Below are 25,027 nucleotides of genomic sequence, written 5' to 3' on the forward strand. Positions count from 1 at the left end.
TGTCCCGCCAAGCCCGGTCAGCGGAGCTGCCGACCGAACGCCTCGTACGCCGCCTCGTCGAACAGCACGAAAGTGACCTCCTCGACCGACGTCTTCGCCGCCCGTACCGTCTCCACCGCGATCCGCGCCGCGTCGTCCATCGGCCAGCCGTAGATCCCGGCGGAGACGGCGGGGAACGCGACCGTGCGAGCGCCGAGTTCGTCGGCGACGCGCAGCGACTCCCGGTAGCAGGAGGCGAGTTGGTCCGAGCGGTCCTCCTCGCGGGAATGGACGGGGCCCACGGTGTGGATCACCCACTGGGCGCCCAGTTCGCCGGCCGTCGTCGCGACCGCCTGGCCTGTGCGCAGGCCCTTGCCGTAGTGCGATGCGCGGAGTTTGCGGCAGGCCTCCAGGATCGCGGGGCCGCCCCGGCGGTGGATCGCGCCGTCCACGCCTCCGCCGCCCAGGAGTGAGGAGTTGGCCGCGTTGACGATCGCGTCGGCGGTCTGGCGGGTGATGTCGCCCCGGACGAATTTGATGGTGGTCATGACTGTCGCAGTTTGCGCCAGACGGCCTTCGCCGCGTTGTGGCCCGACATGCCGTGCACACCGGGGCCTGGCGGGGTCGCCGAGGAGCAGATGAAGACGGCCGGGTGCGGGGTGCCGTAGGGAGAGAGGGAGAGTTTGGGGCGCAGCAGGATCTGGAGTCCGGAGACCGCGCCGGTGCCGATGTCGCCGCCGACGTAGTTGGCGTTGCGGGCGGCGAGTTCGGGCGGGCCCGCGGTCGCGCGGGCGAGGACGCGGTCGCGGAAACCCGGGGCGAAGCGCTCCAGTTGGCGTTCCAGGGCGTCCGTGAGGTCGCCGGTCCAGCCGCTGGGGACATGGCCGTAGGCCCAGAAGACCTGCTTGCCGGCCGGGGCCCGGGTGGGGTCGACGACGCTGGGCTGCACGGTGATCATGAACGGCCGGTCGGGGGCGCGGTTCTCACGGGACGCGGCGCGCAGGGCGTTGCCGATCTCCGTGCTGTCGGCGCCGATCTGTACGGTGCCGGCGGTGCGCGCCTCCTTGGCGGTCCAGGGCACCGGGCCGTCCAGGGCGTAGTCGATCTTGAAGACGCCCGCACCGTAGCGGTAGTTCTCGTAGTAGTTGCCCAAGTCCGCGATCTTCGCCAGGGCGGTCGGCGAGGTGTCGAAGACGTAGGCGCGGGCCGGGGGGAGGTCGTCGAGGCGCTTGACCTCGTAGTCCGTGTGGATCTCGCCGCCGAGGTCCTTCAGATAGGCGGCGAGGGCGTCCGAGATGGACTGGGAGCCGCCGCGGGCCACCGGCCAGCCGCGCGCGTGTGCCGCGAGGGCGAAGACCAGGCCGATGGCTCCGGTGGCGAAGCCGTTGAGCGGGGCCATGACGTGGCCGACCAGTCCGGCGAACAGGGTCTTCGCGCGCTCGTCCCGGAAACGGCTGGTCAGCCAGGTCGACGGGGGCAGTCCGGCCAGACCGAAGCGGGCGAGGGTGACCGGGTCGCGGGGCAGCGAGGTGAGCGGCAGGGACATGAAGTCGCGGACCAGGGTGTCCCACTTGGGGAGGAAGGGTTCGACCAGCCTCCGGTACGTCCCCGCGTCGCGCGGTCCGAAGGAGGCGGCCGTCTCCGCGACGGACCGGGAGAGCACTGCCGCGCTGCCGTCGGTGAACGGGTGCGCCATGGGCAGCTCGGCGTGCAGCCACTCCAGGCCGTAGCGCTCCAGGGGCAGGGCGCGGAACGCGGGCGAGTTGATGCCGAGCGGGTGCGCCGCCGCGCACGGGTCGTGCCGGAAGCCGGGGAGGGTGAGCTCCTCGGTGCGGGAGCCGCCGCCCACGGTGTCCCGCGCCTCGAACACGGCCACGGAGAAGCCGCGCCGGGCCAGCTCCACGGCAGCCGTCAGTCCGTTCGGCCCCGCACCCACCACGACCGCATCGAGCATCGACGGCACCTTCGGACCCCTTCTTCGTCAGCCCATGGCCACTCGGAGCCAGGATATGCCGCAGGACTGACATCCCCGGGGCCGGTCCGTCCAGTGTGCGGAACCCGTGACCCTACGACGCCCTCAGCAGCTCCATGACGCGGCGGGCCGTCGCCTCGTCCCGGGCCGCCGTGAACGGCAGTGCGTTGCCGCCCGTGATGCGGAAGGGCTCTCCGGCGAGGGTGAGGTGGGCGCCGCCCGCCTCCTCGACGAGGAGCAGGCCCGCCGCGTGGTCCCAGGCGGCCTCCCAGGAGAAGGCCGTCGCGTCCAACTCGCCCCGGGCGATGGCCAGATACTCCAGTCCGGCCGAGCCGCACGGGCGCGTGCGCACCCCGTCCGTCCAGAGGCCGAGCAGGGCGCGCTTCTGGGCGTCCGTCGTGTAGTCCGGGTGAGAGGTGGCCACTTCCAGGTCCCGGGCGGGGTCCGGGCCACCGGAGCGCAGCCGGACGCCGTCGAGGAAGGCGCCGCCGCCCTTCACCGCCGTGGCCAGTTGGTCGCGGGCGGGGGCGTAGGTCCAGGACGCGAGCAGCTCGCCGTGCCGGACCAGCGCGACCAGGGTGCAGAAGCCGGTCTCGCCGCGCACGAACTGGCGGGTCCCGTCGACCGGGTCGACGATCCAGACCGGGGCGTCGCCCTGTATCGCCTCGTAGGTCTCCGGGTCGGCGTGCACGGCCTCCTCGCCGACCACGACCGAGCCGGGCAGGAGGATGCCCAGCTCCTTCGTCAGATACCGCTCGGCGTTGCGGTCGGCGTCCGTGACCAGGTCGTGCGGGCCGCTCTTCTGGTCTATCTCGTGCGCGGCGAGCTGCCGGAAGCGGGGCATGATCTCGGCCGCCGCCGCCCTGCGGATCGCGTCCTCGACGTCGGCCGTGTGCTGTACGAGAAACTCGTCGATGGTTTCGGTGTCTTCGATCATGTCTCCATGAGAGCACGGGCCACTGACAATCCCCACCCGCCCGGTGCACTCCGGGTGGAATCACCATGAACACCCGGATTCGCGATCACCGTCCGCATCACTGGGCGCATCGGCCTCCGCGTCAGCGTCCGACGGCGTACCCCTGCATGCCCCGGGGGTTCGCCGCCGCCGAGAGGATCCCGGCCGCCGGGTCCCGGGTGACCGCGCACAGCCGTCCCTCCGACCAGGCGTCCCCGACGGTCACGTCGTGGCCGCGCCGGCGCAGCTCCTCCACCACGTTCTCGTCCATGCGGGACTCGACGGTCACGCTGCCCGGTCGCATGCCGCGCGGGTAGAAGGAGCCGGGGAAGCTGTCGTTGTGCCAGTTCGGGGCGTCGATCGCGCCCTGGAGGTCGAGGCCGCCGCGTGCCTTCGCGCGCGTGGCGACCGCCAGGAAGAAGTGCAGCTGCCACTGGTCCTGCTGGTCACCGCCCGGTGTGCCGAAGGCCAGGACCGGCACTCCGTCGCGCAGGGCGATCGACGGGGTGAGCGTGGTGCGCGGACGGCGGCCCGGCGCAAGGGAGTTGGGCAGCCCCGGCTCCAGCCAGGCCATCTGCAGCCGGGTCCCGAGGGGGAAGCCCAGCTCGGGCACCACGGGGTTGGAGTGCAGCCAGCCGCCGCTGGGCGTGGCCGCGATCATGTTGCCCCAGCGGTCGACGACGTCGAGGTGGCAGGTGTCGCCCCGGGTACCGCCGTCGGCCGCGACGGTCGGCTCCCCCGCCCCCAGCGGGTCGAAGCCGGACTCCGCGGGCGCCACCACGCGCGCGTGCCCGCTCAGCCGGGGAACGCGCCCTCCGGGACTGCCGGGCCGCAGCTCGTGCGAGGCCTTCTCGTCGATCAGCTCCCGTCGCGCCGCGTTGTACTCCGCCGACAGCAACTCCCGCAGCGGTACGGCGTCTTCTCCCGCGTCCCCGTACCAGGCCTCCCGGTCGGCCATCGCGAGCTTGCAGCCCTCGATCAGGAGGTGGACGTAGTCGGCGGAACCGTAGGCGGGCAACTCGGGCGGGAGAAGCGCGAGTTGCTGGAGGAAGGCCGGGCCCTGGCTCCAGGGGCCGGCCTTGCAGAGTGTCCAGCCGTTCCAGTCGTACGTCGCCGGGGCCTCGTAGGACGCGGACCAGGAGGCGAGGTCGGCGGCCGTGAGGGTGCCGGTGTGGCGCTCGCCGCTGGTGTCCATGGTGGGCCGCCCGGACTGCCGTACGAGGGCCTCGGCGATGAAGCCGGACCGCCACACCGCTCGCGCCGCCTCGATCTGGGCCTCCCGGTCCCCGGCGCCGGAGACCTCGGCGAGCAGCCGCTTCCAGGTGGCGGCGAGGGCGGGGTTGCGGAACAGCTCGCCGGGCCGGGGCGCCTTCCCGCCGGGCAGGTACACGTCCGCCGACGAGGTCCACTCCGTCTCGAAGAGTTCCCGTACGCTCTCGACGGTCGCGCCGACCTTCTCCACGCACGCGTGCCCGTCCTCGGCGTAGCCGATGGCGTACTTCAGGACGTCGGCGAGGGACTTCGTGCCGTGGTCGCGGAGCAGCAGCATCCAGGCGTCGAAGGCGCCGGGGACGGCCGCGGCGAGGGGGCCGGTGCCGGGTACGAGATCCAGACCGAGTCCTCTGTAGTGGTCGATCGTGGCTCCGGCGGGTGCGACGCCCTGTCCACACAGCACTTGGACCTCGCCGCCGGCCGGGGCGAGCAGGATGGGCACCTCGCCGGCCGGGCCGTTCAGGTGCGGCTCGACGACGTGCAGGACTAAGGCTCCGGCGACGGCGGCGTCATAGGCGTTGCCGCCGTCCTCCAGGACGGCCATCGCCGACTGCGAGGCCAGCCAGTGGGTGGAGGACACCATGCCGAAGGTGCCCTGGAGGGTGGGGCGGGTGGTGAAGGACATGTCTCACCTCGGTGGTCGCGTGTGTGGTCGTCCCGATCGTCCTGATCGGGCAGCAGACTATCGACCGAAGGCGTGCACACGTCACTCCCTACTTCGCGGGCGCGAACACGCGTTGCGCCGCGACCACCGCCCCGCCGCGTGCCCACTCCTCGAACGGCAGGGGTCGGACCACGAGATCGCAGTCCACCGCGGCACCGAACGCGTGGTCCACGAAGGCCTGCCGGATGTGGTCGGCGAACAGGTCGTAGGAGGCGACACCCTCGCCGGAGATGATGATCCGCTCCGGTCCGATGAGGTTGGCGACGCAGGCCAGGGCGAGGCCCACGGCGTGTCCGGCGCGGGCGAAGACGGCGCGGACGGCGGGGTCGCCGGTGTGCGCGAGGCGGATCGCGCCGTCCATGGTCAACTCCGCGTCGCCGCTGGCCTGTCGGGCCTGTTCGACGATCGCGTGGGTGGAGGCGACCGCCTCGACGCACCCGGTGTTGCCACAGGTGCAGATCCGGTCGGTGCCGCTCACCGGCAGGTGGCCCACCTCGCCCGCCACGCCGTGCGCTCCGGAGACCACCCGGCCGGCGACACAGAGCCCGGCGCCGATGCCGGCGCCGACGGTGACCAGGGCGAAGATCGACAGCCCGACACCGGCGCCGAACCACTGCTCGGCCACGGTCAGCGCGCGTACGTCGTTCTCGATGACCGTGGGTGTCCCGGTGGCCGTCTCGACGAGCTGAGCGAGCGGCACCCGGCGCCAGTTGAGGAAGGGCGAGTACTGGACCGTGCCCAACTGGCTGTCCACGTCGCCGGAGATGGTGACCCCGACCCCGTGGAGGTCGGCGGCGCCCGCCGGGTTCGCCGCCGTGCGCAGTTCGTCGACGAGCCGGGCGATGGCCAGCACCACGGTGCCCACGTCGCGTGAGTCGAGCCGGACGCGCCGGGAGGCCAGCGGACGGGCCGTCAGATCGGCCAGTACGCCGATGAGTTCCTCGCCGGTGACCTTCACACCGGCGAACAGGGCGCGTTCGGGCCGTACTTCGACCGGGGTCGCCGGGCGGCCGTTCGTCCGCTCGGTGGCGGTCCTGCCGCCCTCGGTGATCCAGCCGTCGGCCATCAGCGAGGTGGCCACTTTGGTGACGGCTCCCGCGGTCAGTCCGGTCCGCCGGCCGATCTCGGCGCGACTCAGCGGACCGTGCTGGAGCAGGGTCTGCAGGACGAGTGCGGCCGCGGGTGGCTGGTCGGCGAGGGTCATGGGGCGACGTTACCTTTCCTTTGGAAAGTAAGACAAGGGATATTCATCGGCCCTATGGGCCTGAAACCGCAGGTCATTCGGCAGCAGGTGGCTGAAACCCCCCACCAGGCCGCACAAAGGTCGGAGTTTTCTGAGCGCCGACTATGTTGACGCTGGAAGGAAACTAAGCCTAGATTCGCGGCACTCCTCGTCGGGGCGGACGGGACGGTCCTGCGCCGGTGAGGAGTGTGTGGCCCCCACCCACTCGCCCGTTGGTCCCAGCGAACCCTCTCGGTGATGTCCCGGGACGACCACCACCGAGAGGCTCCCCGCACCTCGACACCTCAGGCGGGAACCCCGCCTGCAGCCGCGCCCTGACGGAGTGAACACATGCCTCGTCCAGCTCGACCCACACGTCTGAGAACTCTCACCTGCCTCACCGCGCTGACGGCGGCACTCGTCGTGCCCGCCTCCGCACGGGCCGCGACCGCCGCGGACGCCTCGGGGGCCCAGGCATCCGGTGCCACGACTGCCACGACCACGCCCGTCGTGGCCGCCAAGCCCTATATGGGCTACAGCACTTGGAGCGTCGAATCCACCAACTTCCCCGGCTACGGCGGGGACTGGCTCACCGAGGCGCACGTCCTGCAGCAGGCGGACGTGCTGTCCTCGAAGTTGAAGTCGCACGGCTACAACTACGTGAACGTGGACGCCGGTTGGAACGACGCCAAGGGCGACGCCTACGCCCGGCCGACCCCGAACCTGACGAAGTTCCCGCACGGGATGAAGTACCTCGCGGACCAACTCCACCGCAAGGGACTGAAGTTCGGCCTCTATCTGGCCGTCGGCCTCTACCAGCAGGCGTACAACGACGGCAAGACGCCGATCTACAACGCGCCGGGCTGCACCACCAAGGACATCGTCTACCCGGACCTGCGCAAGACCAGCGGCTGGGACGACGTCTCCTACCAGCTGAACTTCTCCAGCCCCTGCACCACCAAGTACATCCAGTCCGAGGCCGACCAACTGGCCTCCTTCGGCGTCGACTTCCTCAAGATCGACGGCGTCGGCCCCGGCTCCAACCAGGGCGACGACGCGCACAACAACGTCCCCGACATCCAGGCCTGGCACACCGCCCTGAAGAACACCGGGCGGCCCATCGAGTTCACCCTCTCCTGGTCGCTGAGCCACAACCAGGCCGACGTCTGGAAGGCCAACTCCAACGGCTGGCGCATCGACACGGACGTCGAGTGCTACTGCGACACCCTGGTGACGTGGAACAACTCCGTGAAGGCGCGCTGGAACGACGTCGTGCCGTGGATCGACGACGCCGGTCCCGGCCACTGGAACAACCTCGACTCGCTCGACGTGGGTTCGGACGTCATGGACGGCGTCAACCAGACCGAGCGGCAGAGCTATATGACCCTGTGGGCCATCGAGGCCGCGCCGCTGTACATCGGTGACGACCTCACCAAGCTCGACAAGTACGGCCTGAAGCTGCTCACCAACGACGAGGTCATCGCCGTGGACCAGGCGGGCAACCCGGCGAGGCCGGTCAGCCAGAAGACGCCCCAGCAGACCTGGTACGCCCGCAACGCCGACGGCAGTTACACCGTGGCCCTCTTCAACCTGGGCAAGGGCTACTCGGACGTGACCGCCGACTTCAGCGACCTCGGCATCAGCGGCAAGGCCAAGGTCCGCGACCTGTGGAGCCACAAGAACCTCGGCTCGGTCAGCGGCAAGTTCACCGACAACCTGGCCCCGCACGGTTCGCGACTGCTGCGCATCACGCCCGCCGCGACCGGCACCCACCCAGGTGTGCCGCTGAACGTACACGGCACCGCGTCGACGGCCGGCAGCGTCTCGCTCGCCTGGAGCGCGGTGAACTCCGGTACGAAGACCACCGGTTACGACGTGTACGCCAATGGCACCAAGAAGGCCACCGTCACCGGCACCTCCGCCACCGTGAGCGGTCTGACGGCCGGTACCGCCTACTCCCTGACCGTGGTCGCGCACGACGCCAAGGGACGGAAGTCCGCCCCCAGCAAGGCAGTTGACGTCACCACCCCGGCGGCCGATGGACCGGTGTCCTACGAGGCCGAGGCCTCCGGGAACACCCTCAGCGGCAACGCCTCCGTGGGCGACTGCTCCGCGTGCTCGGGCGGCAAGAAGGTCGGCAACCTCGGCGGCACCGGAACCGTGGCGATCAACCACGTGACCGCGCCCCGGGACGGCACGTACCTGATGAAGCTCGACTACACCGACGGCGACACCGGCCGCACGATGATCATCACCACCGGCGGCACCTCCTTCCAGCAGTTCCTGCCCGGCAGCAACGACAACGTCTGGGGCCGGCCGAGTTCGATCACCGTGCCCGTCCAGCTGAAGGCCGGCGACAACACGATCACCTTCGGCAACGCCACGGACTACGCCGCCGACGTGGACCGGATCGTCCTCTGACCGTCGTCCGTCCGACCTGACCAGCCTCCGACCGACCGACATCCGAGGAGAGTTCCGTGGTGGTCACATCACAGGGCGAGCCCAAGACGCCGACCACACCGCCGTCCGCCGCGGTGACCACCACGGCCACCGCCCCCGGCTCAACCGCCCACGTCCGCAAGACCCGTTCGGCCCGCAGGGCGAGCCGCAACGCGCCGACCAGGTCCGCGGCGGCCCGCCGCCGCGACCTGCCGGTCGCACTCCTGCTGATCCTTCCCAGTGTCGTCGGATTCGCGGTCTTCTACGCCTATCCGACCCTGCGCGGCATCTACCTCAGCTTCACCGACTTCCATGTCCTCACCCCGCCGAACTGGGTGGGACTGGCCAACTTCCACCAGATGTTCGGCGACGACGTCTTCTGGCACTCCCTGCTCGTCACCGTCTACTTCGTCATCCTGGCCGTCGTCTTCGGCACATTGGCCTCCCTGGTGACGGCCGTGGTGCTGCACCGGGTGACCAAGTCGTCGGCGCTGCGCGGAGTGATCCTGCTGCCGTTCCTGATCTCCAACGTGATCGCCGCGCTGGTCTGGCAGTGGATGCTCGACCCGTCCCTCGGTGTCGTCAGCCTCGTCCTGCAGCATCTGACGGGCCACTCCATCCTCTTCTTCGGCAGCAGCGCCTGGGCCATCCCGTCCCTCGCCGCGATCAGCATCTGGAAGTGGATGGGCTACTACTCCCTGCTGATCTTCGCCGGACTGCAGACCATCCCGGCCACCGTCTACGAGGCCGGCCGGGTGGACGGCGCCAGTGAGGTGCAGATGTTCCGGCGCCTCACGGTGCCCCTGCTGCGGCCGATCCTCGTCATGGTGGTCGTCCTGACGGTGATCAACTCCTTCCAGGTGTTCGACATCGTGCAGGTCACCACCCAGGGCGGCCCGGCCAACGCCTCGAACGTGCTGCAGATGTACATCTACAGCAAGGCGTTCAGGCAGTTCGACTTCGGCTACGCGGCCACCCTCTCGCTCGCCCTGTTCGCCCTGCTCATCACGGTCACCTTCACCCAGCTGCGGCTCGCCCGCGCCAACGAATCCGACCTGAGCTGAAGGAGCCCGTCATGGCAGTCACCCTCGCCCCCGGCCGGGCGGCCACCGCACAGCCCCGGCCCCGGAAGAACCGCAGAAGCCTCTCCCCCGGCAGGATCGTCGCCTGGATCTACCTGGGCATCATCGTCCTGATCACCCTCTTCCCGTTCTACTGGATCCTGCGCACCGCGCTGTCCAACAACTACAAGCTGTCGACGCACCCGTCCTCACCGCTGCCGGTCGGCTTCACCTGGGGTGCCTTCGAACGCGTCCTCGGGATCGCCTCCACCGCCGACGCACAGGCCCAGGGCGGCTCCGGCGCGGCCATCAACATCGCGCTCTACCTGCGCAATTCACTGATCTACGCGTCCGTGCAGACGGTGCTGATCGTGCTGTTCGCCTCGGCCGGCGCCTACGCGTTCTCCCGGCTGCACTGGCGTGGCCGCAACCTGGTGTTCAACATCCTGATCACCGCGCTGATGGTGCCCAGCGTCTTCACGCTGCTGCCCAACTTCGTCCTCGTGAAAGACCTCGGCCTGACCAACACGTTCGCCGGACTGATCCTTCCCGGGGCGCTCTTCCAGGCGTTCACGCTGTTCTTCCTGCGGCAGTTCATGCTGGGCCTGAGCACCGAGGTCGAGGAAGCCGCCATCATCGACGGCGCGGGCCCGCTGCGGATCTTCTTCCGGATCATCCTGCCGATGTCGACGGCACCGATCGCGACGGTGTCGCTGCTGATGTTCGTCAACGCCTGGAACGACTACTTCTGGCCGCTGCTGATCACCAACAGCGAGAGCGTGGAACCGCTGACGCTCGCGCTCGGTGTCTTCAAGCAGTCCTCGCCCCAAGCGGCCCCCGACTGGGCCGGGTTGATGGCCGCCGCCCTGGTCGCGGCGCTGCCGATGCTGCTGCTGTTCGTCGCCTTCGGCAAGCGCATCGTCAACTCCATCGGCTTCTCCGGCCTCAAGTGACCGGCCGTACCCCTCGATTGGACGACACAGCCATGCACTCCAGCGACCTGGTGCTGAGCTGGCCCGCGCCCGCCGCCACCTGGACGGAGGCCGCCCCGGTCGGCAACGGCAGGATCGGCGCGATGGTCTTCGGCGGCACCGACCGGACCCGTATCCAGATCAACGACTCCACCGTCTGGTCCGGCACCCCCGCCGGACCGGCCACCGCCCTCGCCGCACTCCGCGCGCAAGGGGCCGGCCCGGAGCGGCTCGAAGAGGTCCGCGCCGCGCTGCGCGCCGGCGACCAGAACCGCGCCGAGTCCCTCCTCATGACCTTCGAGGGGCCCTACACCCAGGAGTATCTGCCGTACGCCGACCTGTACTTGACCGTGCCGGGCGGCGAACACGCCACCTACCACGGCAGGACGCTCGACCTCGACACCGCCGTCGCCGAGGACGGCTTCGACCTTCGAGGGACGACGGTACGGCGCCGGGTCTGGGCCGATGCCGTGACCGGCGCGCTGTGCGCGACCCTGGACACGGACGACGGCACGGTCGACCTGGCCGTAGAACTGTCCACCCCACTACGGGAGTTGCTGCGCTCGGCCGCGCCCGACGGCATCACGCTGGGCATCGGGATACCGGTGGACGGCGCCCCCGCGCACGAGCCCGAGGTCGCGGAACCGCTGCGCTACGCGGACGGTCCCGTCGACGGCTACGACCCCTTCGGCGCCCTCGCGCTCGCCGTGCACACCGACGGCACGACGACCCTCGACGACGAGGGAGGTCTGCGTATCACCGGCGCCTCCCACGTCCTGCTCGCCCTGGCCAGTTCCACCGCGGCCGACCGCGACTGGAGCGGAGCCCCGGCCGTGGCCCGCGCCGCCCATCCGGCCGCCGCCGGCGAACTCGCGGCGCGGGCCGTCGCGCAGGGCGCCGACCGTCTCCTCAAGGACCACGAGGCCGACGTGCGGGTCCTGTTGGGCGGCACGTCCCTGCGCGTCGGGCCCCGCCGCTCCGGCACCTACGACGTCGCCCGCGACATCCTCGACGGCGACGACGAACTCCTCACCGCCACCGTGCTGTTCCAGCTCGGCCGCCATCTCCTGGCCACCGCCTCCCGCCCGCACACCGGCCCCCCGGCCAACCTCCAGGGCATCTGGAACGCGGAGCTGCGACCCGCCTGGTCGTCCAACTACACGATCAACATCAACACCCAGATGAACTACTGGGGCGCGGAGACGGTCGGGCTCAGCGCCTGTCACGCGCCCCTCTTCGACCTGCTCGACCGCATGGCCGTCCAAGGGGCGCATGTGGCAAGGGAGTTGTACGGCGCGCGCGGCTGGGTGGCGCACCACAACACCGATCCGTGGGGATGGGCGCTGCCGGTCGGCATGGGGCACGGCAACACCTCGTGGGCGCTGTGGATGATGGGAGGCGCCTGGCTGTCCCAACACCTCTGGGACCACTACGAGTTCACCCGCGACGCCGTCTTCCTGCGGGAGCGGGCCTGGCCGTTGCTCAGCGGCTGCGCCGAGTTCCTGCTGGACTGGCTCGTCGACGACGGAAGTGGCTACCTGGACACCCTGCCGTCGACCTCCCCGGAGAACCTGTTCCTGGCCGACGGCGTCCCGAGGTCACTGACCCGCACCGCCACCATGGACCTGGCGCTGATCCGAGCCACCTTCCAACGGGTCCTGGCGACAGCCGAGTTGCTGGGTCTGGACACTCCGCTGACCGGCGAGATACGCGCGGCGCTGTCCCGACTGCGCCCCCTGCCGGTCTCGTCGGAGGGCCGACTCCAGGAGTGGGCCGAGGACCTGACCGAGGCCGACCCGCACCACCGTCACCTCTCGCACCTGGTCGCCGTACACCCGCTGGGTCTGATCGATCCCGACTCGACGCCCGAACTGGCCGCTGCGGCAGGGAAGTCGATGGACCGGCGCGGGCCCGGGGCGATGGGCTGGTCGTGGTCCTGGAAGATCGCTCTGCGGGCGTGGCTACGCGATGCCGCCACCGCGCGCTCGCTGTTCCTCGAAGCCGTACGGCCACTTGACGGCGACTCCGGGGTGAACGCCCCGGTGGACGGCTCCCGTTGGGGCGGGCTGCTGCCCAACCTCTTCTCCACGCACCCGCCGTTCCAGATCGACGGCAACTACGGGCTGATGGCCGGCATCGCCGAGATGGTGGTGCAGAGCCACACAGGCACCCTCGATCTGCTGCCCGCGCTGCCCGCACAGTGGGCCGAAGGCGAGGCCCGCGACCTGCGCTGCCGGGGCGGTCTGGCCGTCGACTTCGCCTGGAACGAGGGCGAGTTGACCGGTGCGACCGTCCGCAGGCACGCGGGTGACTCCGGCGAGACCGTGCGGGTCCGGTGCCGCGACCGTACGACCGAGTTGCTGCTTCCGGCCGGTCACCAGGTCGAGTTGGACGCCGATCTGCGGCCCCGAGGGGAGCCGGTGCCGTGCTGAGCGAACAGGACGTTCCCGAGCTGTTCGCCTATCGCAGCGCCTACCGGGAGCCCGCCGACTTCGACACCTTCTGGAAGGGCACCCTCGCCGAGACCCGCGCCGGACAGGAGGCCACCCTCCAACTGACCGAGGTCGCCACCGGGTTGGAGACGGTCGACGTCTTCGACGCCGTGCTGCCCGGCTTCGGCGGGCACCCCGTCCGCGCCTGGCTGCGGATGCCCCGGCACCGGGGTGGCCCGCTGCCCGCCGTCGTCCAGTTCCACGGCTACGGCAGCGGGCGCGGCGCCCCGATCGACGACCTGCTGTGGGCGTCCGCCGGGTACGCGCATCTGCTGGTGGACGCGCGCGGCCAGGGCGGGGCCTGGGCGGGCGGGGGCGCGACGCCCGACCCGGTCGGCAGCGGCCCGGCACATCCCGGGTTCCTCACCCGGGGTATCGAGGACAAGGAAACCTACGTCTACCGGCGGGTGTTCACCGACGCCGTCCGGGCCGTGGACGCGCTGCGCGCCCGTACCGATCTCGTCGACCCGGAGCGGGTCGCCGTGGTCGGCCCCAGCCAGGGCGGCGGCATCGCCCTCGCGGTCGCCGGACTGGTCCCCGATCTGGCCGCCGCGCACTTCCAGTCGCCGTTCCTCTGCGACATCCGGCACGCCACCCGGCTCACCTCCGCCGAGCCCTACGCCGAGATCGTCGGCTATCTGGGGGCCCGCCGGGACCGGGTGGAGCAGACCTTCGACACCCTCGGCTACTTCGACGGACTCGCCTTCGCCCGCCGCGCGAACGCCCCGGCCTGGTTCTCCGCCGGGCTGCGCGACGAGGTGTGCCCGGCCGTCACCGCGATCGCCGCCTACCACGCCTACGCCGGCCAAAAAGAGCTGCGGCTGTGGGAGTTCAACGGCCACGACGCCGGCGGGCCCGAGGACCTGGCCGTCGCACTGGGCGCTTTCGGCGCCCTCCTCAAGTCGTCGTCCCATCCGCTGGTGCAGCCGTCCCCCGCACCGACCGCGTCATCCCGAAAGAAGGAACAATGAGAAGAATCAAGGGAGTTCGGAAGACGGTCGCGCTGGGCGCCACGCTCACGCTGGCCGCGCTGCTCTCCGCGTGCTCCAACGGCTCCTCCTCCGCCGGTGGTTCCAAGACCGTCAACTGGTGGACCTGGGACGACAAGCAGGCCGCCGCGTACAAGGTGTGCGCCACGGACTTCGAGAAGGCCAACCCCGGCGTCAAGGTGAAGATCACCCAGTACCAAGTGGACAGCTACTTCACCAAGTTGACCGCAGGGTTCGTGGCCGGCAGCGCGCCCGACGCCTTCCAGAACAGCGTCCAGTTCTTCCAGGCGTACGCCTCCCAGCACCAACTGCTGGCGATGGACGACTACATCAAGAAGGACAACTTCGACCTGTCCCGGTTCTCGGTCGGCGTGGACGCCTGGAAGTTCACCGACGGCAAGCAGTACGCCCTGCCCCTGGACTGGGCGGCGGCCGGCGTCTACTTCAACGAGGACGCCGTCAAGAAGGCCGGGTACACCGACCAGGACGTCAAGTCGCTGAACTGGAACCCCGACAACGGCGGCACGCTGGGCAAGATGATCGCCCACCTGACGATCGACACCAAGGGCCGTCGCGGCGACGAGAAGGGCTTCGACAAGTCCCACATCAAGACCTACGGCTACGGGGAGATCGCGGCCAAGGACTTCATCGGCCAGACCACCTGGAACCCGCTGGTCAGCACCACGGGCTGGCGGCTGGGCGACAAGGCCAGCTGGCCGACGGTGTTCAACTACTCCGACCCGCGGTTCGTGAAGACCATGGACTGGATCCGCTCGCTGACCGACAAGGGCTACGCGCCCAAGATCGGGCAGTTCAACGACAGCGTCAGCGACGTCGACCTGCTCTCCTCCGGCAAGGTCGCGATGGAGACCGGCGGTTCGTGGGAGGCCTCGACCTTCGCGAAGATCCCCGGCCTCAAGGTCGGCATCGCCCCGACCCCCTACGGCCCCGACGGCAAGACCCGGGCCGTGCTGAGCAACTCCAACGGCAACAACATCTGGGCCGGCACCAAGAACCCCGAACAGACCTGGAAGTGGGTCTCCTACATGGGCAGTGAGGCCTGCCAGTCCAAGGCCTCCCTGACCGGCACCTTCTTCCCGTCGATCCCGGCCTCCATGGACGCCTCGGCCGCGGCGCTGGCCAAGACGGGCGTGGACCTGTCCGTCTTCACCGACATGATCAAGGACAAGGTGCTCTACCCGTCCCCGGTCTACGGCAACGGAGCGGCCCTCCAGGACGCGCTGCAGCCGCTGTTCCAGGCCTACTTCGCCGGCCAGAAGAGCGACTCCGTCTTCACGGACATGCAGAAGCAGAGCAAGCAGCTGCTCGCCAAGAAGTGACCCCACCACTCCTCCGCACTCCCTGTCCGGCCGCCGGACGGGCCCACTGAGCCGGGCCCGTCCGGTGGCACCGGGCGCTCGGAAAGGACTCTTCATGTCGGACACCACGGCGCGGATCCACATCCTGCGCGCGGCGGGCACCGCCCTCGTCGTGGAGCTCACCGAGCCGGTGCCCAGGGTGCTGCACTGGGGTGCCGACCTCGGCGACCTCCCGCAGGACGCCCTGGCCGCGCTCGCCCTGACCGGCGAACCCGCCGTGCTCAACAACTCCGTCGACATCCCGCGCCGGTTCACCGTCTGGCCCACCGAGGCCGACGCCTGGTCCGGCACCCCGGCCCAGGAGGGCCATCTCGCCGGCGCGTTCGCCGCACCCCGGCTGACGCTGACCGGCAGTTCGTACCAACCACGGGCTGCGGGCGGGGAGTTGACCCTTCAGCTCGCCGACTCCGGCACCGGACTCGACGCCACGCTCTCCTACGTCCTGGAGCCCTCCGGGGTGCTGGGCGTACGGACCACGCTCACCCGCCGACCGGACGCCGACCCGGCGCCGTACGATCTGGCGGGCCTCACGACGTTGCTGCCGCTGCCGCGCCGGGCGTCCGAGGTCCTGGACTTCACCGGCAAGTGGAGCCGGGAGCGTTCACCGCAGCGGCGGCCGCTGGGCTTCGGCACCCATGCCCGTGAGGTGCGGCGGGGCAAGCCGGGAGTGGACTCGCCGTACGTCATGGCGGTGGGTGTGCCCGGATTCGGCTTCCGTGACGGGGAGATGTGGGCCGTTCATGTGGCCTGGAGCGGCGACCAGCGGTATCTGGCCGAGCAGTTGCCGGAGGGAGCGGGCGCCCATGCGGGGGTGCTCGGCGGCGGCGAACTCCTGCGGGCCGGGGAGATCCGGCTCGCGCCCGGTGAGTCGTACACCGCTCCGGTCTGTCACTTCGCCTGGTCCGACCAGGGCCTGGACGGGCTCGCCGACCGCTTCCACACCCTCCTCCGGGCCCGCCCCGGGCATCCGCGGGGCCCCCGCCCGGTGATCCTCAACAGCTGGGAGGCGGTGTACTTCGACCACGATCTGGACCGGCTGCTACGGCTCGCCGACCGGGCCGCCGAGGTCGGTGTCGAGCGGTTCGTGCTGGACGACGGCTGGTTCCGGGGCCGTCGTTCGGACGACGCCGGGCTCGGCGACTGGACCGTCGACCCCGTGGTGTGGCCCGAGGGACTGACCCCGCTGGTGGACCATGTGCGGTCGCTCGGCATGGAGTTCGGGCTGTGGGTGGAGCCGGAGATGATCAATCTGGACTCCGACCTGGCCCGCGAGCACCCCGACTGGGTGCTGGGCCCCGCCCGCGGGGTCGGCCCCGCGGCCCGCCATCAGCATGTGCTGGACCTGGCCAACCCGGATGCCTGGAAGTACCTCTTGGACGCGCTGGACGCGCTGGTGGAGAAGTACGCCATCGCCTATCTCAAGTGGGACCACAACCGGGACCTCCACGAGACCGTGCACTCCACCGCCGACCGTCCCGTGACGCACGCCCAGGTCATGGCCCTCTACCGGCTGATCGACGCCCTCCGGGAGCGCCATCCCGCGCTGGAGATCGAGAGCTGCGCCGCCGGTGGCGGCCGGATCGACCTGGGCATCCTGGAGCGGACCGACCGGGTCTGGGCCTCGGACTGCAACGACCCGGTGGAGCGCCAGACGATCCAGCGCTGGACCGCGCAACTGCTGCCCCCCGAACTGGTCGGCACCCACGTGGGCCCGCGTACCAGCCACACCACGGACCGCGTCAGCTCCGATCAACTCCGCCTGGCCACCGCCCTGTTCGGCCACGCCGGCATCGAACAGGACCTCACCCGCTGCTCCCCGGAGGAACTGGCCCGCCTCACCGCCTGGACCGCCCTCCACCGCGAGTTGCGCCCGCTGCTGCACGGCGGTCGCACGGTCCGCGCCGACCTCGCCGACGAGTCGACGCTGCTGCACGGGGTCGTCGCCCACGACGGTTCAGCGGCGCTGTACTGCTGGGCGCGGCTCGCCACGTCCCCCGAGGGCCAGTACGGGCGAGTGCAGTTGCCCGGCCTGGACCCCGAGGCGACCTACCGGGTGCGGGTACGCGCCGAGTTGGGCCTGCCGTCCTTCCACGAGACGGCGGAACCGGCCTGGCTGTCCGCGGCCCTCGGCGAGGGGCTGTCCCTGCCCGGTTCGGTGCTCACCGTCGCGGGCCTGCCCCTGCCGAACCTCAACCCGGAGCAGGCCCTGCTGCTCGAACTCGCGAGGACGGCGGGCTGATCGTGCGCGGGGAGGCGCAGGGTCAGTGGGGCCGTCTGCCCGCGGTGAGCAGATGGCCGCTGGTGCCGAGCAGGGTGGGCTCGCACTCGATGTGGCGGCTGGCCGTCAGGACGGCCTCGCGGCGGTCCGGGTCGTCCAGCCAGCCCTCGATGCCGCCCATCAGCCAGGCGACGCCTTCGAGGCCGTACTGGCCGTCGACGGTGAGTGCGGCCTCCTCGAACTCCTCGGGGGCCTCGTGGGGTTGGGCGAAATAGGCGGTCGTGAAGTGGCCGCCGTCCTCGGAGTCGTGGCGTCCCTCTTCCATCTCGCGGTCGATCCGCGTGCGATGCGGGTCGATGAAGTACAACTCCTGCCTGAGCATGTCGTGCAGCCCCGCGAACCGGTTGATGGTCGCCGCGACGACCAGCCCAGCCGGCCGCACGACACGACGCGCCTCGCCCAACGCCCGTACGCGGTCCGCCCGTTCGGGCAGGTGGTAGAGCGGTCCGAGCAGCAGCACCACGTCGTACGACGTGTCTTCGGCGGGCAGCGCCCTGGCGTCCCCGGCGCGGGCGGTGACCCCCGGCAGCCGGCCCGCCTGCTCCACGTGCAGCGGTACGGGGTCGACGAGTTCGACCTCGTACCCGTCCCGTGCGAGCCACTCGGCGTGGATGCCGCTGCCGCCGCCGACGTCCAGCACCTTCGCGGGGGCCTCGGGCAGCAGGCGTCGCAGTACGTCCTGGGTCCGCCAGAACTCCAGCCGGTCGGAGCCCTGTCTGAGGCGGCCGTCCTCCTCGCCGCGGGCGTAGTAGGCGAGGATCTCCTCGCGGACACGGACGGCGGGGTCTTGCGCGCGTGTCGTCTCGGTCACCGCTCCAGGGTGTGATCCGGCGTGCCCGGCCCGCAACGGGATTCCGGCGTGCGGGCCGTCACGAGGCCCGACTCGTAGGCGAACACGACGAGTTGGGCCCGGTCGCGGGCGCCGAGCTTGGTCATGGCGCGGCTGATGTGGGTCTTCGCCGTGAACGGGCTGATGACCATGTGGACGGCGATCTCCTCGTTGGTGAGGCCGCGGGCGGCCAGGGCGGTGACCTCGCGTTCGCGGCGGGTGAGGTGTTCCAGGCCGGTGGCGGTGCAGCGGTCGGGGGGCCGGGAGACGAACTCGCCGATGAGGGTGCGGGTGATCGACGGGGAGAGCAGGGCCTCGCCACCGGCGACGATCCCGATCGCCTGGAGCAGGTCCGCCGGATCGGTGTCCTTCAGAAGGAAGCCGCTGGCGCCCGCCCGCAGCGCCTCGAAGACGTACTCGTCCAGGCCGTAGTTGGTGAGGATGACGACCCGGACCGCGGCGAGCGCGGGGTCCGCGGCGATACGGCGGGTGGCCTCGATGCCCGTCATGACCGGCATCTGTACGTCTATCAGCGCGACGTCGGGCAGTTGCGCGCGGACGAGGGCCACGCCCTGTTCGCCGTCGGCCGCCTCGCCCACCACCTCGATGCCGTCCTCGGCGTCGAGGAGGGCGCGGAAGCCCGCGCGCATCAGTGCCTGGTCGTCGACGACCACGACCCTGATCATCTCGCCTCCCCCAGTGGCAGTTCGGCCTGTACCGCGAAGCCGCCCTCCGCGCGCGGGGCGGTGTGCAGGGTGCCGCCCAGCGCCGTGACGCGCTCGCGCATGCCGGTGAGGCCGATGCCGGGCTTCGGCGGACAGCCGGGGTCGGCGGCCCCGTCGTCCTCCACCCGGATCGTCAAGTCGTCCTCGCCGTAGTCGAGTTGGACGCTGACCTTGGCCGTGCCCGCGTGCCGGGCCGCGTTGGTCAGGGCCTCCTGGACGATGCGGTACACCGCGCGGTCGACCGTCGCGGCGAGGGGGCGCTCCTCGCCCGTCACCGCGAGTTCTACGGCGAGGCCGGCCGCGCAGGCCCGCTCGACGAGCAGTTCGGGGGTGCCGGTGGGCTCCTCGGTGGTACGCAGGATCTCCAGGGTGGCCCGCAGTTCGCGCATCGCCTCGCCGCCCGCCTCCTGGATGGCGAGCAGGGCGGGTGGCACCTCCTCGCCGCGCTTGCGGGCGAGGTGGACGGCGACGCCCGCCTGAAGCTTGACGATCGAGATGCTGTGGGTGAGGGAGTCGTGCAACTCCCGCGCTATCCGCAGGCGTTCCTCGCCCGCGCGGCGCAACGCGACCTCCTCGCGGGTGCGTTCGGCCTCCAGGGCGCGCTGTTCGGTCTGGCGCAGATACGCCTGCCAGTTGCGGTCGGCGAGGCCGGTGACCACCGCGCACAGGAACCAGCCGGCGATGAGCGCGGTCCGCTCGACCACCTGCTGGGTCGTCGGTCCCGTCGCGAAGTACGCGGCCAGGAACAGCCCGCCCGCCCCGGCCGCCCAGCCGCGGTGTCCCGCGCGGGCCGCCGTGTGCATGGCGGCGAGCACGGGCAGACCGGCGACCGGCCCCGGGTGGGCGTGCAGGACGTAGACCGCCTCCGCGACCGTGGCCACGGCGAGGACCGCGCGCGGAGCCGTCTGGTAGAACGCCAGGGCCGCCGAGGCGAGCGCGACCAGCACATGGTCGACGGCGGTCGTGTCCGCGTCGAAGGCGGCGACGGTCATGACGAGGGCACCGATCACGACCGCGAGGGAAGCGTCGGCGAGGCGCCTGCGTGGGGTCACATCGACCGGGTACCCGCTCATGACCGCACAGTAGACCGCCGCGCCGACACGGGCGTCAGCCCTGTGGACAACTCCTGGACTACTCCCCACGCAGTACTTCCCGGCCCCGCGCCACCCGGCCGACGCAGCGTCGACTCCCTTCGGCCGTACGACGACCGGAGGCATCCGGGCGGCGCACGCTACTGCCATGCCCACACCCTTCCGTCACACCCTGCCCCCGTCGCCGAAGTCCGCCACCGGCCGCACCGCCGAGGTCTTCGAGCAGATCGCCGTCGACTTCGGAATCGAGCGGCCCCCGACCTTCGTGGTCCTGTCCTCCGCGCCCGAACTCCTCGCGCCCGCCTGGGCGTTGATGCGAGAGTCGCTGATCGCGGGCGACGGCAGCCGCACCGGCAAGGAGCTGGCCGCCCTCGGGGTCTCGCTCGCCAACAAGTGCCCGTTCTGCGCGGACGCGCACACCGTCCTGCTGCACGCCACCGGCGACCACGCCCTCGCCGAGCACCTGGCGCGCGGCGGCACACCGGAGAACGAGGGGCACGCGCGCGTGCTCGACTGGGGCCGCCGCACCCGGGTCCCGGGCGCGACCCTGGCGCCGTACCCGTTCCCGCCCGAGCAGGCACCCGCCTACCTGGGCACAGCCCTCACCTTCCACTTCATCAACCGCATCGTGTCGGCCCTGCTGACCGAACAGCTCCTGCCGGGCAACGCCCAGCGGTTCCGGGCCGTACGCAGCCTCGCCGGCCGCAGCGTGGCCCGCACCGTGCGCCGCGGCGCCGTACCGGGAGCGGCGCTCCCCCTGCTCGACACGCCGGGCCCCGGCCCTGGCTGGGCGGCCGGAACCCCGGTGGGCCCGGCCTACGACGCCCTGCGCACCGCGGCGCTCGCGGGCGCGGATCTGCTCGACGCGGACGACCTGATCCTCGTACGGGAGACGCTGTGGGCCTGGGACGGGGGACATCCGCCGGTCGTGCTGCGCGGCTTCCCGAACCGGCGGGAGCGGCCGGCGGCACGGCTCGCGGTGCTGGCCGCGCTCGCGCCGTACCGGATCACGGAGGAGGACGTGGCCGCCTGGCGGGAGCCGTCGCGGAGTGACGCGAGTCTCGTGCGGCTCGTCGCGTACGGAGCGTTCGCGGCCGTCGAACGGATCGAGTCGACGATGCGCGCGCCCGCCGCTCGCGCCTGACGCGTGGACACAAGAGGACGGACATAAGAGGACACACAACGCGTCCACAGTCAGGCACTGTCACCGCACAGGCACGGAGCGAGTTCACACTTCCGCCTCACAGGGAGTCATGTGACACTGACGTTCCCGTCCGCAGTGCGGACCCGCTCCGCACCCTTCCCCCACGAGAAGTGCGACTTGCGTTCTCTACCTCTGCCGCTCGCTCTCACCGCGCGTCTGTCGCCGGTCGTCGTGCTCGCCGCGATGGGCTGGGCCCTGACGTCCGGTCCGTTCGCCGCGACGACGACCGCCGATCACAAGGCGACGCCCGAGTCCGACTCCTCGTCCGGGACCTCGGCGCCGTCGACGGCACCCGTGGTCAAGGCGTACTCCACGTCCCCCGCCCCGTGCGGAAGTGTGACGGCGGCGACGCTCAAGTCCCTGGTGCCGGGCGCGAAGACGGCCGGCAAGGAGATCCCGTCGACGGACACGAAGGTGCGCCGCACCTGCTCGTGGAACGCGCTCAAGGGGTACGACTACCGCTGGCTCGACGTGTCGTACGAGATCACGGAATCGGACGAAGCGGCAAAAAAGTCGTACACCGAGACGACTACGGAGAAGAGTGGCGGCGGGGTGGTTCCCGGGCTCGGGGACGCGGCCTACTCCATCGTGAACCTCACCACGGAGGACAAGCAGCAGACGCGTGAGGGCACGGTCGTCGTCCGCGCGGGCAACGCGCTGGTGACCATCACGTACAACGGCAGCGACTTCGAGAACAAGAAGGCACCGAGCACGGACGTCATCAACAAGGGCGCGATCAAGGCCGCCAAGGAGGCGGTGACCGCGCTGCAGGGCGCCAAGGCCAGCTAGCCCCGGCGCCCTCCGGCACGACGAATCGAGTCCTACGCCTCGACGGGCGTCTGCTTCTTCCCGGTCAGCAGCGTCAGCGCCACGTAGAGCACCATCGACGTGCCGAGGCCGACCGCCCAGCCGTAGTCCGCGAGCGAGGACAGGGCCGGGATGGGACGGCCGTCGATCAGCGGGTGGAAGTCGGCGCCGCCGACGGCGAGCACACCACCCACCAGGAAGGCGACGACGGCCCGCCAGTTCCAGCCGCCGTCGTACCAGTAACGGCCGCCCGCCTTGTACAGGTCGGTCAGGTCGAGCTTGCCGCGGCGCAGGATCCAGTAGTCGGCGATGAGGATGCCGGCGACCGTACCGAGCAGACCGCCGACCAGGCCGAGCCAGGTGAAGATGTAGCCCTGCGGGTCGGAGTACAGCTTCCAGGGGAAGATCAGCACGCCGAGGACGCTGGTGATCAGGGCGCCGGTACGGAAACTGATCTTCCGGGGCGCGATGTTGGAGAAGTCGAAGGCGGGCGAGACCAGGTTGGCCGCGATGTTCACGGACAGGGTGGCCACCAGCACGGTCACCAGCGCGTACAGCAGGCCTACGACGTTGTCGGTCTTCGCCGCGAGCTGTACCGGGTCCCAGATCGCCTTGCCGTAGACGGCCTGCGAACCGGAGGTGACCAGCACCGACAGGAACGCGAACAGGGTCATCGTGGTCGGTAGACCGAGCGCCTGGCCCCATGTCTGGGCCTTCTGACTCTTGCCGTAGCGGGTGAAGTCGGGGATGTTCAGCGACAGCGTGGACCAGAAGCCGATCATGCCCATGAGCGAGGGCCAGAACAGCTTCCAGAAGCTGCCGCCCCAGCCGAGCTTGGAGGGCTGGTCGAAGAGCGGGCCGAGACCGCCGGCCTTGCTGCTCATCCACCACAGCATCACGAACGCGCCGACGAGCACGAAGGGCGCCGCCCAGTTCTCGAAGCGGCGGATGGTCTCCATGCCCCGGTAGATGATGGCCACTTGGAGCGCCCAGAACAGCGCGAACGACAGCCACATCGTCCAGGCGTACCCGCCGATCTGCGAGGCGTCGGCCCAGCTGTCCCCGATCAGCTTGCCGGCGAGGAAGAAGATCGCCTCACCGCCGATCCAGGTCTGGATGCCGAACCAGCCGCAGGCCACCAACGCCCGCACCACAGCGGGGAGGTTGGCGCCGCGCACACCGAACGAGGCACGCGCGAAGACCGGGAAGGGGATGCCGTACTTCGGTCCCGCGTGCCCGGTGAGCAGCATCGGCACGAGCACGATCAGGTTGGCCAGGGCGATGGTGAACACCGCCTGCTTCCAGTCCATGCCCACGGCGATGAGCCCCGAAGCCAGGGTCCAGGAAGCCGTGTTGTGGGCCATGCCGACCCACAGCGCGGAGAAGTTGTACGTGGTCCAGGTGCGCTTCTCGACGGGAACCGGCAGCAGATCGTCGTTGGCGTACGGCCCGCTGGGCTGCGGAGATCCGGGGGCGATCTCCACCCGCCCGTCGGCGAGGGTGACTTGAGCGGTCGGCTCTATGGCCGTGGGAGCGGTGTCGGTCATGGGCAGGCCAATCAATGAGGGGCGGATCCGGAAAGGCCGTGCGGGCGGGGCTCCGGCCCCCCTCCCCAGGACGGTGGGGAGGGGGAGAACTGGAGTGGGGGGACGGGGAGTTGGACGCTTGTTCGTCAGCCGTTGACGGCCGGGATCACCTTCGCCCCGTAGGCGTCGATCGTGGCCTCCTGCGCGTCGTGCATGTCGTAGACGGCGAACTGGTCGACGCCCAACTCGCGCAGGGCGTTGAGCTTCTCGATCTGCTTCTCGGCCGATCCGATGATGCAGAACCGGTCGACGATCTCGTCGGGCACGAAGGCGGTGTCGGGGTTGTCGGCACGGCCGTGGTGCGAATAGTCGTACCCCTCACGGGCCTTGATGTAGTCCGTGAGTTCGTCGGGTACGGCGGCGGAGTGTTCGCCGTACTTGGAGACGAGGTCGGCGACGTGGTTGCCGACCATGCCGCCGAACCAGCGGCACTGGTCGCGCGCGTGGGCGAGCGCCTCGGGCGAGTCGTCCTCGGTGACGTAGGCCGGGGCGGCGACACAGATCTTGACCTCGGACGGGTCGCGGCCCACGGCGATCGCCGCGTCCTTCACCGCCTTGACCATGTACTCGGTGAGGTAGAGGTCCGAGAGCTGGAGGATGAAACCGTCGGCCTCCTCGCCGGTCATCTTCAGGGCCTTGGGGCCGTACGCGGCCATCCAGACCGGGAGTTGGGCGTCCTCCTTGGCCCAGGGGAACTTGATGACCGTGCCGCCGAGGTCGGCCTCCTGGCCGGAGCCGAGCGCCCTGATGACCTTCATGGCCTCGCTGATCCGGGCGAGCGTGTTCGGGGTGCGGCCGGCGACGCGCATCGCGGAGTCGCCGCGGCCGATGCCGCAGACCGTGCGGTTGCCGAACATGTCGTTGAGGGTGGCGAAGGTGGAGGCGGTGACCTCCCAGGTGCGGGTGCCCGGGTTGGTGACCATCGGGCCGACCGTCAACTTCGTGGTGTTGGCCAGGATCTGACTGTAGATCACGAACGGCTCCTGCCACAGCACGGCGGAGTCGAAGGTCCAGCCGTAGGTGAAGCCGTTGCGCTCGGCGCGCTTCATCAGGCTGATGACCCGCGAGGCCGGCGGGTCGGTCTGCAGGACGAGTCCGAAGTCCATGTGCGC

Annotated in this window: 19 protein-coding genes; 9 read left to right on the plus strand and 10 right to left on the minus strand. The window is 70.7% G+C overall.

Annotated features, from left to right (window positions below; translation table 11 throughout):
* Positions 1 to 17: 17 nt before the first annotated feature.
* The 5 genes from ACIBJH_RS16460 to ACIBJH_RS16480 form a co-directional block, all read right to left on the minus strand.
* Complete coding sequence (locus tag ACIBJH_RS16460) at positions 18 to 527, minus strand: O-acetyl-ADP-ribose deacetylase (RefSeq protein WP_399117530.1); 510 nt, start codon at positions 525 to 527, stop codon at positions 18 to 20.
* Entirely contained in the window at positions 524 to 1,933 is a 1,410-nt protein-coding gene (locus ACIBJH_RS16465) for a phytoene desaturase family protein (RefSeq protein ID WP_399117531.1), read from the minus strand. The genes ACIBJH_RS16460 and ACIBJH_RS16465 overlap by 4 nt, the downstream gene beginning before the upstream one ends.
* 112 nt (positions 1,934 to 2,045) lie before the next feature.
* Positions 2,046 to 2,888 carry an inositol monophosphatase family protein gene (locus ACIBJH_RS16470; RefSeq protein WP_399117532.1) on the minus strand — a complete coding sequence of 281 codons (843 nt, stop codon included), beginning with the start codon at positions 2,886 to 2,888 and terminating at the stop codon, positions 2,046 to 2,048.
* Between the two features lie 121 nt (positions 2,889 to 3,009).
* Entirely contained in the window at positions 3,010 to 4,803 is a 1,794-nt protein-coding gene (locus ACIBJH_RS16475; RefSeq protein ID WP_399117533.1) for a gamma-glutamyltransferase family protein, read from the minus strand.
* A gap of 88 nt (positions 4,804 to 4,891) precedes the next feature.
* Entirely contained in the window at positions 4,892 to 6,046 is a 1,155-nt protein-coding gene (locus ACIBJH_RS16480; protein WP_399117534.1) for an ROK family protein, read from the minus strand.
* 369 nt (positions 6,047 to 6,415) lie between these two features.
* On the opposite strand from ACIBJH_RS16480, the gene ACIBJH_RS16485 reads away from it, so the two are divergent.
* From ACIBJH_RS16485 to ACIBJH_RS16515, 7 genes are all read left to right on the plus strand, one after another.
* A complete protein-coding gene (locus tag ACIBJH_RS16485; protein WP_399117535.1) occupies positions 6,416 to 8,485 on the plus strand; it encodes a fibronectin type III domain-containing protein in 2,070 nt (689 codons plus the stop codon).
* A 56-nt stretch (positions 8,486 to 8,541) separates the two neighbouring features.
* A complete protein-coding gene (locus ACIBJH_RS16490) occupies positions 8,542 to 9,567 on the plus strand; it encodes a carbohydrate ABC transporter permease (RefSeq protein WP_399117536.1) in 1,026 nt (341 codons plus the stop codon).
* 11 nt (positions 9,568 to 9,578) lie between these two features.
* Positions 9,579 to 10,517, plus strand: coding sequence for a carbohydrate ABC transporter permease (locus tag ACIBJH_RS16495; RefSeq protein ID WP_399117537.1), 939 nt, complete (start codon positions 9,579 to 9,581; stop codon positions 10,515 to 10,517).
* Between the two features lie 32 nt (positions 10,518 to 10,549).
* The gene (locus ACIBJH_RS16500) at positions 10,550 to 12,967 is read left to right on the plus strand and encodes a glycosyl hydrolase family 95 catalytic domain-containing protein (RefSeq protein ID WP_399117539.1); all 2,418 of its coding nucleotides are present in this window, start codon (positions 10,550 to 10,552) and stop codon (positions 12,965 to 12,967) included.
* On the plus strand, positions 12,961 to 13,998 hold the full coding sequence (locus ACIBJH_RS16505; RefSeq protein ID WP_399117541.1) for an acetylxylan esterase: 1,038 nt from the start codon (positions 12,961 to 12,963) through the stop codon (positions 13,996 to 13,998). Before ACIBJH_RS16500 ends, ACIBJH_RS16505 begins: the two co-directional genes overlap by 7 nt.
* Positions 13,995 to 15,356: an ABC transporter substrate-binding protein gene (locus ACIBJH_RS16510; protein ID WP_399117542.1), complete on the plus strand. Its 1,362-nt coding sequence runs from the start codon at positions 13,995 to 13,997 to the stop codon at positions 15,354 to 15,356. Before ACIBJH_RS16505 ends, ACIBJH_RS16510 begins: the two co-directional genes overlap by 4 nt.
* A gap of 94 nt (positions 15,357 to 15,450) precedes the next feature.
* Positions 15,451 to 17,634: an alpha-galactosidase gene (locus ACIBJH_RS16515; protein ID WP_399117543.1), complete on the plus strand. Its 2,184-nt coding sequence runs from the start codon at positions 15,451 to 15,453 to the stop codon at positions 17,632 to 17,634.
* 22 nt (positions 17,635 to 17,656) lie between these two features.
* Here ACIBJH_RS16515 and ACIBJH_RS16520 read toward each other — a convergent pair whose 3' ends face one another.
* The 3 genes from ACIBJH_RS16520 to ACIBJH_RS16530 are packed head-to-tail and all read right to left on the minus strand — an operon-like array spanning position 17,657 to position 20,300.
* Positions 17,657 to 18,484, minus strand: a complete 828-nt coding sequence (locus tag ACIBJH_RS16520) for a class I SAM-dependent methyltransferase (protein ID WP_399117544.1) — start codon at positions 18,482 to 18,484, stop codon at positions 17,657 to 17,659.
* Positions 18,481 to 19,188, minus strand: a complete 708-nt coding sequence (locus ACIBJH_RS16525; protein WP_399117545.1) for a response regulator — start codon at positions 19,186 to 19,188, stop codon at positions 18,481 to 18,483. The genes ACIBJH_RS16520 and ACIBJH_RS16525 overlap by 4 nt, the downstream gene beginning before the upstream one ends.
* The gene (locus ACIBJH_RS16530; RefSeq protein WP_399117546.1) at positions 19,185 to 20,300 is read right to left on the minus strand and encodes a sensor histidine kinase; all 1,116 of its coding nucleotides are present in this window, start codon (positions 20,298 to 20,300) and stop codon (positions 19,185 to 19,187) included. Before ACIBJH_RS16530 ends, ACIBJH_RS16525 begins: the two co-directional genes overlap by 4 nt.
* 166 nt (positions 20,301 to 20,466) lie before the next feature.
* Between ACIBJH_RS16530 and ACIBJH_RS16535 the strand changes: the two genes are divergently transcribed.
* Positions 20,467 to 21,462, plus strand: a complete 996-nt coding sequence (locus tag ACIBJH_RS16535; protein ID WP_399117547.1) for a carboxymuconolactone decarboxylase family protein — start codon at positions 20,467 to 20,469, stop codon at positions 21,460 to 21,462.
* 177 nt (positions 21,463 to 21,639) lie between these two features.
* A complete protein-coding gene (locus tag ACIBJH_RS16540; protein WP_399117548.1) occupies positions 21,640 to 22,311 on the plus strand; it encodes a hypothetical protein in 672 nt (223 codons plus the stop codon).
* A gap of 32 nt (positions 22,312 to 22,343) precedes the next feature.
* Here ACIBJH_RS16540 and ACIBJH_RS16545 read toward each other — a convergent pair whose 3' ends face one another.
* Positions 22,344 to 23,876 (minus strand): NCS1 family nucleobase:cation symporter-1, encoded by a 1,533-nt coding sequence (locus tag ACIBJH_RS16545; RefSeq protein ID WP_399117549.1) that lies wholly within the window; start codon positions 23,874 to 23,876, stop codon positions 22,344 to 22,346.
* 125 nt (positions 23,877 to 24,001) lie between these two features.
* Positions 24,002 to 25,021, minus strand: coding sequence for a TIGR03842 family LLM class F420-dependent oxidoreductase (locus ACIBJH_RS16550; protein ID WP_399117550.1), 1,020 nt, complete (start codon positions 25,019 to 25,021; stop codon positions 24,002 to 24,004).
* Positions 25,022 to 25,027: the final 6 nt, after the last annotated feature.

It is taken from the genome of Streptomyces sp. NPDC050548, from assembly GCF_044457385.1.
Lineage (GTDB): Bacteria > Actinomycetota > Actinomycetes > Streptomycetales > Streptomycetaceae > Streptomyces.